This is a genomic window from Priestia koreensis (assembly GCF_001274935.1).
In the GTDB taxonomy this organism is placed as follows: Bacteria; Bacillota; Bacilli; order Bacillales; family Bacillaceae_H; genus Bacillus_AG; species Bacillus_AG koreensis.
In genome coordinates this window covers 310,962-323,094 of record NZ_LILC01000023.1, presented here as the reverse complement: position 1 = coordinate 323,094, position 12,133 = coordinate 310,962, and the positions used below count along the sequence as shown (strand labels likewise).

Here is a 12,133-nt window from a genome sequence, read left to right as displayed (position 1 = left end):
TTTATGAAGCAGATTGCTGTAAAGGTGGCGTTTGAACCGTTGCGTCATGACTACTAGCAATACGATGTTTAAAATAACTAATGATATAGGAAGTAACCGCAATAGACAGGATAGAGAGTAGTCCACTAACGAGCCCTACTGAGTATGCGCCGATTAGGACGACGATCACATCAAATGCAAAGTTTATTTTTCCAGGGTCCCACCCCCACTTTTTTTGACAGAACAGTGCTAAGATATTTGCACCACCAAGGGAAGCTTTGTTCAAAAACAAATACGCTAATCCGAATCCAATTAGAATTCCACCTGCGATAGCGCCCGGAAATGATAAAATTGTAAAAGACGGTAAAAAGTGATCTAAGCTCGTCATAATAGAAAGAAGCGTGACGGCTAAGATAGTAGATAACGTGAATTTCCATCCCATTCGCACAAAAGAAAAGATGTAGAAGGGAATATTAATGAGAAAAAACCAAGTTCCAAACGAAAAATGAGTAAGGTAGGACAGATTTAGTGATAATCCTGCTGTTCCACCTGTCACAACATGAGAATGCTTCAAAAATATAACACCAATACTTGTGACAAGACATCCAATAACAATCGCAAAAATTCGTTTCATATTTGACTTCCTTTCGTAAAGAAGAAAAGGCGTATTTGAAGAGCCAGTTCGCTAGGAGGAATTTAGTTAAATGAATCCATATATATATGATAAAATAGAAAAAACGACTTTTATATGGAAAAATGAATCTATTTCTTCATATTTACCTTTATTATGCATAAAATTAGGTTTCTATATATTCATTTTGTAAGGAGTGGAACGATGGATCGAATAGATATTGATTTATTGGAATTGTTGCAGGTTAATAGTCGTATGACAGTGAGTGAATTATCCAAGAAATTAGCACTGAGCCGACCGAGTGTTACCGAACGTCTACATCGACTTCAGGAAAAGGGAATTATCGAAGAATTCACAGCGCGCGTATCTCCGGCAGCAATCGGTCGAGAAACGCTGCTAATTATTCAAGTAACGGAGCTGAAAGTTTCTCATCATGAATTTGAGAATACAATGATGCAAGATTTAGATATTATTGAATGCCACCGTGTAACAGGGGAAGTGAGCTATGTAATGAAAGCAGCAGTGACGGGCATGGGAGGACTGCGTGTTTTGGTCGATCGCCTCATTCCGTATGGAAACATTAACACGTCGATCATCCTAACTTCGCCTGTCCCCTACCGGCATCTCGTACCGAAAGTCGAAATCGAATAGTATCGGATCTGAATTGACTAATTTATTTTAAATATTCTAAATATTGTAATAAAATCTAACAATTCACTAGACAAGCAAAGAATTCTCTTTTATGATTGAAAGTATAAATTTGGTAATGGATTAAAGGAGGGGCATACAATTCATTGTCAAATAAATGATAAGGAGGAGATATTTTGCTTGATCAGCCGGTCATTGCCACTATGCTCATCTTAGGAGTAATCGTTATTGGGGAAGTGATTTCAATTTTAACAAGAGCACGAATTCCGATGCTCTTAGTCTTTTTAATTTTGTATCTAGGGCTATTGTGGACGGGCATTTTTCCAAAGGACCTAGCTGAAAAATCAAATTTTGCAACAGTTGGAGTCATTTTAACAGCTCCTCTTGTTGTACATATGGGAACGTTAATTCCTTTGAAAGTAATGAAAAAGCAGTTTAAGGCCGTTCTCATTGCATTATCAGGAGTGGTCGTTTCAGGAGGACTCATTTTACTTGTTGTTTCAGTCGTATTTAATTACAAAACGGCCGTTGCGGGTGTTGGGCCACTAACGGGGGGACTTGTTGCTTTTATTCTTACTTCTACTAAGTTAAAAGAGCTTGGACTAGTCAGCTTAATTACGATTCCGGTACTCGTTATGGCGTTTCAAGGTTTGATTGGAATGCCGCTTGCGTCAAACTTTTTACGAAAATATGCCTTTAAGCTAAGAGACGCAATTGACAATAGTCAGTACGTAGCAGCGACTGTCGACGCTTCTGCGATAGAAGAGCCAATTGTGGAAGTGACAAAGAAAGAATCCCGCTTTAACTCCCCTGTCATTTTATTATTTAAGCTATTTATCGGAGGGGCTCTTGCAATCGTTTTGGAACATTTTACAACAATTAGCTACAGTTTATGGTGCTTAATCATTGGAATCATCGGAACAAGATTTCATTTCTATGAAGAAAGCATGATGGAAAAAGCGAATGCCTTTAGTGTTGGAATGCTTGGAATGGTATTTAGTGTTGTGCTTACGATGGGGAGTATTACACCGCAAATGTTGGTGGAGTATTTTCCACAAATTTTATTAATTTTACTTATTGGCGCATTCGGTATTATTGCCGGTGGATGGATCAGCTCAAAATTGTTAGGGTGGCATCCATATAAAGGAATTCCAGTTGCGCTGACCGCTATGTTTGGTTTTCCAGGAGACTACATATTGTGTGATGAAGTAAGCAGAAGCGTAGGACGAAATAAAAAAGAACAAAAGCTTATTTTTGATGAGCTGTTATCATCGATGCTAGTAGGTGGGTTTACCACCGTCACGATCGCTTCCGTCATTTTAGCAAGTATTTTAATGAGAACGATCTGATTTTAAAAGACTGAAAAATCTGAAAGGTTGTGGAGACATGGAAGCATTGTATAAAAAATTAGATGAGGTATACGAGGAGATCGTTTCAATAAGAAGACATTTGCATCAATATCCGGAGTTATCTTTTCAGGAAGTAGAGACACCAAAATACATTGCTGCGTTTCACGAAGAATTGGGGAATGAAGTTCATACAGGTGTCGGTGGAAGAGGCGTTGTTGCTTACTTAAAAGGAGGAAAGCCAGGACCAACCGTTGCTTTGCGAGCAGATTTTGATGCGCTGCCTATTCAAGAAGAAAATGATGTTCCGTACGCATCCAACATTCCAGGTGTGATGCATGCATGTGGTCACGATGGACACACTGCTTCTTTATTAGGGCTTGCCAAGGCGCTAAAGGAGATCAAGCAAGAGCTTCCAGGAACGATTGTGTTCATTCACCAGCATGCGGAAGAAAAGCCACCAGGTGGTGCGATTGCCATGATTGAAGATGGTTGTTTAGAAGGTGTTGACGTTGTATTTGGTACACACTTGGCTTCGGTAGCACCAGTAGGCTGCATAGGATACCGAGTTGGGCCTGCAATGGCAGCAGCAGATACGTTTGAAATTCGTATCCAAGGTCAAGGTGGGCATGGTGCTCAACCTCATATGGCTAAGGATAGCATCGTAGCTGGAGCGCAAATTGTGATGGCTCTTCAGCAAATTGTGAGTCGAAAGGTGAACCCATTAGAGCCTGCAGTAGTCACAATAGGCTCTTTTGATGCTAAAAACGCACCTAATATTATCGCAGATAAAGTGGTGTTAGAGGGTACGGTACGAACATTTAATGAAGAAGTACGTACTCTTATTCAAAAGGAAATTGAAGAAATCGTTTCAGGAGTATGTAAAGCAAGTGATATGACGTATGAATTTATTTACCACAAAGGATACCCAGCGCTTGTTAACCATCAAGTGGAAATGGATTTTATTAAAGAACTTGCGGGAGAAGTTCCAGGCGTTGAAATGATTGTAGAGCAACCTGCTCAAATGGGTGGAGAAGACTTCGCTTATTATCTTCAACATGTGAAAGGAGCCTTTTTCATTACGGGGGCGGAATTAAAAGGACGTGAGCAAACGTACCCACATCATCATCCGAAATTTGATATTGATGAGAGAGGACTATTAATTGCTGCGAAGGTGCTAGGAAAGGCAGCTGTTACGTACTTATTTGAGAATCAAACGTCCAAACCAACAGAAGCCGTACGCTAAACAAAAAAGACAGGTGTTTGTTACCTGTCTTTTTTGTTTTTATAAGCATAGTAATACATATGTTGCAAGCATTTGTGCTAGACTGTTAACAGCTTACTACATTGAAAAAAGAAGGGCTGAGAGCAAAATGACGCAAACAAATACAGCATTTCGCGATGCACTTGTAAAATCATTACGAGGAGAAAGGGGTCACCTTCCAACGATCAATGCCATCACTGATCTTACAGTCGATCTTGCTTCACATACACGAGAAGAAATTCCGTATTCTATTTATCAGCTTGTGAAGCATATGAGCTACTGGCAAGATTTCTTGTTAGCGTTTGCTAAAGGAGAAACGCCTGAACGACCAAAAAGTGCGAGTGAGAGCTGGCCTAAAGAGGCATCTCCTGCAGATGAAGAAGAGTGGAAAGCAACGATTCAGCACTTTTGTGATGGAATTGATGAAGCGTGTGAGTTAGCGGAAACGCTAGCGATTGACCAGCCGCTTGCCGTATGGCCAAGTGAAACACCTGGTGGCCTACTGCGTAACATCGCTTCTCATAATAGCTATCACTTAGGAGAAATTGTTCTCATGAGACGTTTAAACAAAGCATGGCCACCACCAACAGGCGGCTATCCAGCGTAATATAAAAAGAGCTAGAAAGGTTTTGTACCTTTCTAGCTCTTTTTTTCATTCTTTGCGTTTCACACCTAATAAATCTAAGAAGAACATGAAGATGGGAACACCAAGAATGAGGCCCCAAATTCCTAAAAAATGCTCCGAGAAAATGAGAATAATAAACGTATAGAAAATCGGTAAATTCGTTTTAGCAGACATTAATTTTGGATTCAATACATAGCTTTCCAACGCATGAAGGACGGCAATCATAACGAGAACGGAAACGACCTTGATCGGTCCTCCGATTGTATAAGCAATCGTGCAGAGCGGAATGAGTGATACAAATACCCCTGCTACTGGAATGAGGCCAAGCAAGAAAATCATAATTCCTAGTCCAACGAGCTGTGGGAATCCTAAAATCCATAGTGCAATGACAGACAAAATGGAATTGATCAGCGCAATTAAAAATTGAACTTCAATGACAGCTCCGAAAGAACCAATAAATTTTTGTCCAAAATACTCTACTTCACTAAAGAACCAGCCAAGCTTACTATGTTTGAACTTTGACGTGAAGTTAATAATGCGCGATTTTTCTAAAAGGAAAAACAAGCTGAGTAAAATCGCAAGAAGCACTTGCAAGCTAATCGTCCAAATATTTGTTAAGTACTGATAGACAAAATCTAGATTTTTTTGAATGTCTTCAGGAGACACAATTTTCTTGGAACCATCTACGATAAACGTTACGACAGGATTAGTAGGTGGGTTTTTATAGAACTTCATAATATGAGATACAAGCTCATGAATTTGTGTATTAATAACTGGTATGTATAGGTAGATCGTTAATCCAAAAGCAAAAATAATGAGAATGTATAATGCGAGTACAACAACTGAAGGGCTAATCGGTACAAATTTCCGCAGATGACGTGTAATAAACTGCTGAAGTTTGCCCATTAAAAAGGTAAGTAAAAACGTAAAGAGTACCAAATGAAGCAAGCTTCTAATAAGGAACAAAATAAAAACAAGCAGAACGAGTGTTAAGATTCGTATGAACCCTTTGTTCTGTGTTAAGTTTCGAAAGATTGACATATATTTCCTCTCTCCAATCCACCTATGTGACGCTTTTTACAATAAGACGACGTACGTATTCAATCAAACGATGATCAGTCAGCACGATATCATTTGTTTAGTATATGTTAAAAGACCTTGTCTATATGTTAGACGGAAATGCCTTCTAACAAAGTATGAATTGCTTCTTTATATAAGGTGAGGGCTTGCTCCGTACTTAGCTTGTACGCGAATAAACCGATTCCTGAAAGCAGTCCTTCTAAAATCATACTTAAGATAAGTAAATCTCTTTGCTTAAACTCATTGTTTTGCATGCCTTCTTCTAAAATCTGCTCATATAGCCTCAAGTGGTGCTTCATTAAAGCATCAACTTGATTTCGTACCTCCACTTTTACGAAGGAACTCGTCCAAAATTCTTCCATCGCTTTTGTGAGAGGGTGTTTGAAATCATGAAGTACAGTATGTTCGGCTAGGCCATACAGCTTATCCGTGCAAGTACGGAAAGAAGATACCTTGCTTTCCCACTGTTCTTGCCAATGCGTGTGCCAATCGTTCAACAAGTTTAAAAATAGGTTTTCTTTGTTGCCAAAATGGTAGTAAATATTTCCTTTGCTGACTCCTGTAGATGACACAATATCTTCAATTGATGTAGATGCGTAGCCACGTTCGCTAAAGAGGATGGTTGCTTTATCGAGAATGAGCTTTTTTGTTTGCTCACTGGCCTGTTGCTTCTTATTCATTCATTGCACCTCATTCTAAACTGAACGTTCGGTTTGTAAAAATTATAAGCCTTTTTTCCGCTTTCTGCAATCATTTTATATGGAATAAGCACTGAAATTGCGGTCTTTTCAATCTTTATGAGTGATAAAGGGAAAATAAGTAAAAAAACCTATATTGATCAATGAGACAATAAAATAAAAGTAGAATGAAGATCTAATATCCTTCTTTTATCACCTGTTCTTTCTGGTTAAAACGACTTGAAGTAGGATGTTAGTTGCAGCTTAATAGAATGGTAGCGATGACACTGCGGTCTCTTGCAACTTCATAATATGGTAGACTTGTATAAAAGTGGTAAAAAACCATTTTAACTTGTTCTATGAGCATGATTAATTTCAAAGGAGAGTATGCGTATGAAGAAAAAGATGAAGGTCATCGCCTCTATTACATTAGCAACAGGGGTAATTACAGGTACAGCAAGCTCTGTTTTTGCTTCCACAAAAGCAGTTGATCCTCACTATAAAACTCCTACTTATTTAATTGAAACATGGAAGGCTCCCGACTATTTAAAGCAGTTAACGAGTAAAAAGGAACTCGTATATCACTACCTATCAAGCAAACGCCAAGAATTTAAGATTACGAGCAGTGCTAAAAACTCATTTAAGATACTAAAGGAAGAATTTGATCAAAAAACAAAAACTCGACATTTTCGTTTAGTCCAAACCTATTCGAATGTACCGGTTTATGGCACGAGTCAAACTGTATCGTTAGATCAAGAGAACAACGTGAAGTCATTTATGGGAGCGGTTGTTCCAGAGAGTGAGCAGCGTTCTGTAAAGACGAAGCCGTCACTTACAGCTACGAAGGCCGTAAAGATAGCGAAGCTCGATATTGAAAAACAAATAGGTAAGGTAGAGCATTACGATGGAGACATTGAACACGAATTATACATCTATCCATATAAAGGAAAGGACTATTTGGCCTATGCGATAAAAGCTTCTACTGTTGATCCAGAGCCAAGCTACTGGCACTATTTTGTTGACGCTCATACAGGGAAGATTATTAATAAATTTAACGCCATTGATCAAGTGCAAGGAACAGGCAAGAACTTGACAGGTGAAGTGAAAACATTTGAAGTGGCAAAAAAGAACGGATACTACTATCTAGCAGATGAGACGCGTGGAAATGGAATTAACACGGTCGATGCGAAGCATGTCAATTACATACTGTTTTCGTTATTATCTCAATTATTTGGAGTGACGGGATTAGAAATTCGTGAAAAGTCTCCCACGTTTACAGATCCAACGGCAGTCGATGCCCATGTGAATGCGGAAACGGTTTATGACTATTATAAAAAGACGTTTGGACTCAATTCGTACGATGGAAAAGGCGCAAAAATCATTTCGTCTGTTCATGTGGGAAAAGAGTGGAACAACGCAGCATGGAACGGAAAACAGATGATTTATGGTGACGGAGACGGGGAAACATTCCGTCCGTTCTCAGGGGCACTTGATGTGATTGCTCATGAATTGACGCATGCTGTAACAGAAAAAACAGCGAACTTAGACTATCAAGGAGAATCTGGAGCGCTTAACGAATCCATGTCTGATATTATGGGCGCAATGGTCGATCGAGATGACTGGGAAATCGGTGAAGACATATACGTGCAAGGTGAGAAAGCGCAGGGCCTGCGTTCGTTAAAAGATCCAGCGTCTATCCCCAATCCTCTAAATCCGAAAGAGGGTTATCCTGATCACTATAGTAAGCGATACACAGGAGAAGAAGACAACGGGGGCGTGCACATTAATTCTAGTATTAACAACAAAGCAGCTTACTTGATTTCTGAAGGTGGCACTCATTATGGAGTAACCACACAGGGAATAGGAAGAGAAGAAACCGAGCAAATCTATTATCGAGCGCTTACGAAATACCTAACGGCCACTTCTAATTTTAGTGCGATGCGTCAGGCGGCTATTCAAGCTGCTCGTGATCTATATGGAAAAGATTCAAAAGAAGTAAAAGCGGTTGAAGATGCCTATCAAGCGGTAGGCGTTCAGTAATTTTACAAAAAAGCCGATCAAAGTAAGTACTAAATCTATTAGATTTAATCGATAAAAATAGTCTTTTTGTACGCCTTTTGATCTATCACCACCTCTATTGCCATTGTATATATTATACAGTGGCTCTTTTTATGGCTGCAAAACGATAGAGAAGAAGCTAGAGGGGGTACATTTATGTTTTTTTGTTGGTGTAAAGCACTTTTTCATAGATTCGAAAAACTACTATTTTCAAACCGATTTGGCGATTTTATTGAGGAACGTACGCAAAAGGCGGTTGAAGATGTTGTCTATTCAGAATCATTTAAAACGTATTTACTAGATGTGATAAAAGCTTCACAATCTTCACCATTTAAAGAAATTGCCGAGCAATACTTAGGTGATCGTGTAGAGGTTGTGACAACAGGTGGTGGAATACAAGGCGTCGTAAAAGAGGTTGGAGACGATTACCTATTATTAGAAGAGTCCGCTACTTCTGTATTAATTGTTCCATTTACGAGTGTACTAACCATTCAAGAGGCGAATGAATAAGGAGGGAAACAAAATGATAGAAGATACGTTACGTAGTTATGTTGGATTTTCCGTAGAAGTTGTGACGCCGCTTGATTTGGTAAAAGGGACATTGCTAGCGGTGACGAGTAGTACGATCGTTGTGCAAACACCAGGGGATGACTACGGACCGCCGAAAAATGTCAACGTACTATTGCCGGTTATTTCATACGTTCGTGTGTTAACAGACGGAGGAGTCTGAACCATGAATCTATCCGTTATCATCCCAGCCTGTAATGAAGAAGATACGTTACCGCTTATCTTAGATGAGGTGCAAAAATTACATCCTTTAGAAATCATTGTTGTGGTAAATGGATCAACGGATAATACGAAACAAGTAGCAGAAAAGTATGGCTGCAAGGTCATTGAATATGCAGAAAAGCTAGGGTTAAATATTGGAAGATCCATGGGAGCAAAAGCAGCGATAGGAGAGGTGCTTCTTTTTTTGGACGGTGATATTCCTGTTCCACATAAAGAATTATTGCCATTTATTGAAGCGATTGATGAAGGGCACGATATTGCGCTAAATGATTTATCGTGGACGTTAAAGAGAAAAGTGAGGCCTCACCCAGTTGCTGTAGCAAAATATGCACTAAACCTATTTATGAAACAAGAGCAGATGAGTGTACAAGCGTTGACCGCCGTTCCTTTTGCTATGAAGCGCACAGCGGCCGAAACGCTAGGCTATGCGTTGCATGCTGAGCCCCCGCTGGCTCAAGTTGAAGCAATATTAGCAGGAATGTCTATTGTGGCTCCTGCTGTAGTGGATGTTATTTACACAAACAAGGCGAGAGAAGCGCATCAAGAGAAAATTGAGAACTCTCCTTTTCCACTATCCACAAGTGAAATTATTGGCGATCATATGTTAGCCATTCATCATCTAATCGAGAAGAAGGGAGTACGTGGCGGGCTTACGGACGCGGAGCGAAATCGATTATATCCAAAAGTTTATTTACCGAAGCGGCCAGAGAAAATAGCGTGCAGCGCCATTATTCCCGTTGGCGAGGAGAAAGAAACGATAGAAGCTGTCATTACGGAAGTGAAAAAAGCTGGGGTTGAAGAAATTATCGTCATTGCAAACGGATCAGATGATGAAACGGTGCAAATAGCTAAAAGTCAAAACGTCGTTGTCATTGAATTTTCGGAAGCGCTTGGACACAATATTCCCCGGGCTATCGGAGCGATGTGTAGCAGTGGAGACGTCTGCTTATTTATTGACGGTGATATCGTCATTCAATCGGAAGATCTTCTGCCTTATATAAAAGCGGCTGAGCAGGGAGTGGACGTTGCGTTAAACGATCTGTCCTGCTTGCTTGATCAAGTGTATCCACTTCATTCAGTTAGCGCAGCAAAATATTTTTTAAATATTGCGCTGAAGCGTCCCGATTTGACCATTAATACGTTGACTGCCGTTCCTCATGCCATTCGGCGAGAGGCATTAGAAAAGATTGGCTATGATTCCCTTATGGTTCCTCCACTTGCGCACGTATTGGCAATTAAAAATGGGTGTAAGGTAGAACAAGTACATTTTGTAGATGTAGCTCGAACCAATCGTATTCGCCGTGATCACATAAAGGTCAACGGCATAGCAAAATCAACTGAGCGTATTTTAGGCGATCATATAGAAGCACTCGCACTGCTACTAGAATTAACCGATCACAGAGGGGGATTTCCTCGAAAACCTCGTCGTTTGGATTTGCTTGAGGAATTTCTTAACGAAAACAACACTAATCAAGAAAATCTTACGAATGAATGAGTCTGTTAATTAAAGGCTGATTCTTTTTTTCTTTAAAAAGAGGGGAAGTATTTTTTGAAAAAGGAGATGGTAGCATGAAAAGCGTAGCGATTTTACTAGTAACAGAGAGAAGTGTACACCCAAATTTGCTACCGGTCATTCAACATCTAGCCCCTGTGGAAATGTGGTGTATCAGCCACAGTGAACAGCAGTCTCCAAAGGAATGTCACTGGTCTCCAACAGTAGAAGCAGCGATTCATTTGATTAATGCAGAGGTCCTCCTATTTTTAAATGGAGATGGTAGCTATTCTCTTCGGGAGCTTTCTCTCTTTCTCAATAGCATTTGCTATGGTCAATGTGATATAACATGTAATCGCCTAAAAAGCGCTACATCTCTAGATGTGTGGGCAAGCGTATACTATGAATGGACGTCACTTCCTTTTCTACCTATTTCTCCATATTTGGATTTTCCGGTAGCCTGTACGAGAGAACTTGCTCAAACTGTCGCAGATCGAATAATAGATAATCCCCTTTCTGTCTTTCGTCAGGTAGTCGCTTTAAATTACCGTATTCACCATTATCATCACGTTTCGTATGAGAAGCCATTTATCCCAGCTTTTTATAGTGCTTTCGGATCTATGCTTACGTATGAAGAAAAACGAAAGCTCACCCACCTGCTTGCTTTTTTACAGGAGAGGCTTTATAAGAAAGGGAAACGGGGGGGCTATTCTGATGGTGGGCGCCTGTTGCAGGTTCATGAGCAAGGGGCATACTCTGTAAGAGAAGGAATCTATAAAAAGGGTGAATCATATTATGGCGATCAAAAGCTGTCCGTCATTATTCCTGTAAAAAATGAACAAGGAACGATTCAACAAGTGATAAGGGAAGTAAAAAAGCTTTGTCCATACGAAATTATTGTCGTTGTTAACGGTTCAACAGACCAAACTTATTCCTTAGCGGCTAAGGAAGAGGTCACCGTTGTCAAGTATGAGCACGCACTCGGGCATGACGTAGGAAGAAGTATAGGCATTAAGTATGCAACAGGTGACATCCTTCTATTTGTAGACGGAGATTTTTTAGTATTGGCACAGGATTTATTTCCATTTGTGAAGGCTGTTGAGTCCGGCGTAGACATGGCTCTTAATGATTTAAAGCTGTCTTCTAATGTTAGTCATCCTGTGACATCTATTAAACAGATATTTAACTTGTTTATTAATCACAAGCATTTGGGAATTTCCTCTCTCACGGCTGTTCCTCATGCGATGAATCGTCGTATTCTTAAGTATTGTCGGGAAGAGGACTTTATGGTACCCCCGCTTGCACAGGCGATAGCAGCGAAAAATGGATTTCACATTGAAGCAGTTCATTCGGTCGATATTAATCCGTTGAATCGAATTCGTCCTGGGGAAAATCAAGTAGCAGACGGCTTAGCAAGGACCGGTGAGCTCATCATAGGGGATTATATAGAAGCTTTTCATCATCTCCTTACAGAGGGATGGGATCAATCTAGCACTCACTTCTATCGAAAAAGATATTTCTAAATATTTCGTTTAGTAGTATGA

Annotated in this window: 12 protein-coding genes; 9 read left to right on the top strand and 3 right to left on the bottom strand. The window is 39.9% G+C overall.

The window, feature by feature from the left end; all coding sequences use genetic code 11:
- Position 1 precedes the first annotated feature (1 nt).
- A complete protein-coding gene (locus AMD01_RS17745; protein WP_053402785.1) occupies positions 2–613 on the bottom strand; it encodes a YitT family protein in 612 nt (203 codons plus the stop codon).
- A 201-nt stretch (positions 614–814) separates the two neighbouring features.
- Between AMD01_RS17745 and AMD01_RS17740 the strand changes: the two genes are divergently transcribed.
- The 4 genes from AMD01_RS17740 (at position 815) to AMD01_RS17725 (ending at position 4,475) form a co-directional block, all read left to right on the top strand.
- Positions 815–1,261, top strand: a complete 447-nt coding sequence (locus AMD01_RS17740) for an Lrp/AsnC family transcriptional regulator (RefSeq protein WP_053402784.1) — start codon at positions 815–817, stop codon at positions 1,259–1,261.
- 173 nt (positions 1,262–1,434) lie between these two features.
- Complete coding sequence (locus AMD01_RS17735; RefSeq protein ID WP_053402783.1) at positions 1,435–2,607, top strand: hypothetical protein; 1,173 nt, start codon at positions 1,435–1,437, stop codon at positions 2,605–2,607.
- 37 nt (positions 2,608–2,644) lie between these two features.
- A complete protein-coding gene (locus AMD01_RS17730) occupies positions 2,645–3,850 on the top strand; it encodes a M20 metallopeptidase family protein (RefSeq protein ID WP_053402782.1) in 1,206 nt (401 codons plus the stop codon).
- 127 nt (positions 3,851–3,977) lie between these two features.
- The gene (locus tag AMD01_RS17725; RefSeq protein WP_053402781.1) at positions 3,978–4,475 is read left to right on the top strand and encodes a DinB family protein; all 498 of its coding nucleotides are present in this window, start codon (positions 3,978–3,980) and stop codon (positions 4,473–4,475) included.
- A gap of 45 nt (positions 4,476–4,520) precedes the next feature.
- Here the strand turns inward: AMD01_RS17725 and AMD01_RS17720 are convergent, their stop codons facing one another.
- Together AMD01_RS17720 and AMD01_RS17715 are read right to left on the bottom strand one after the other, a co-directional pair.
- Positions 4,521–5,534 (bottom strand): AI-2E family transporter, encoded by a 1,014-nt coding sequence (locus AMD01_RS17720; RefSeq protein ID WP_053402780.1) that lies wholly within the window; start codon positions 5,532–5,534, stop codon positions 4,521–4,523.
- 128 nt (positions 5,535–5,662) lie between these two features.
- On the bottom strand, positions 5,663–6,253 hold the full coding sequence (locus AMD01_RS17715; RefSeq protein WP_053402779.1) for a TetR family transcriptional regulator C-terminal domain-containing protein: 591 nt from the start codon (positions 6,251–6,253) through the stop codon (positions 5,663–5,665).
- 390 nt (positions 6,254–6,643) lie between these two features.
- On the opposite strand from AMD01_RS17715, the gene AMD01_RS17710 reads away from it, so the two are divergent.
- The 5 genes from AMD01_RS17710 to AMD01_RS17690 all read left to right on the top strand — a co-directional run bounded on the left by AMD01_RS17710 (position 6,644) and on the right by AMD01_RS17690 (position 12,112).
- Positions 6,644–8,290 carry a M4 family metallopeptidase gene (locus AMD01_RS17710; protein ID WP_053402778.1) on the top strand — a complete coding sequence of 549 codons (1,647 nt, stop codon included), beginning with the start codon at positions 6,644–6,646 and terminating at the stop codon, positions 8,288–8,290.
- A 174-nt stretch (positions 8,291–8,464) separates the two neighbouring features.
- Positions 8,465–8,818 carry a preprotein translocase subunit YajC gene (locus tag AMD01_RS17705; protein WP_053402777.1) on the top strand — a complete coding sequence of 118 codons (354 nt, stop codon included), beginning with the start codon at positions 8,465–8,467 and terminating at the stop codon, positions 8,816–8,818.
- A 13-nt stretch (positions 8,819–8,831) separates the two neighbouring features.
- Complete coding sequence (locus AMD01_RS17700) at positions 8,832–9,038, top strand: hypothetical protein (RefSeq protein WP_053402776.1); 207 nt, start codon at positions 8,832–8,834, stop codon at positions 9,036–9,038.
- A gap of 3 nt (positions 9,039–9,041) precedes the next feature.
- Positions 9,042–10,592, top strand: a complete 1,551-nt coding sequence (locus AMD01_RS17695) for a glycosyltransferase family 2 protein (protein ID WP_053402775.1) — start codon at positions 9,042–9,044, stop codon at positions 10,590–10,592.
- A gap of 74 nt (positions 10,593–10,666) precedes the next feature.
- Positions 10,667–12,112 (top strand): glycosyltransferase family 2 protein, encoded by a 1,446-nt coding sequence (locus AMD01_RS17690; protein ID WP_053402774.1) that lies wholly within the window; start codon positions 10,667–10,669, stop codon positions 12,110–12,112.
- Positions 12,113–12,133 lie beyond the last annotated feature (21 nt).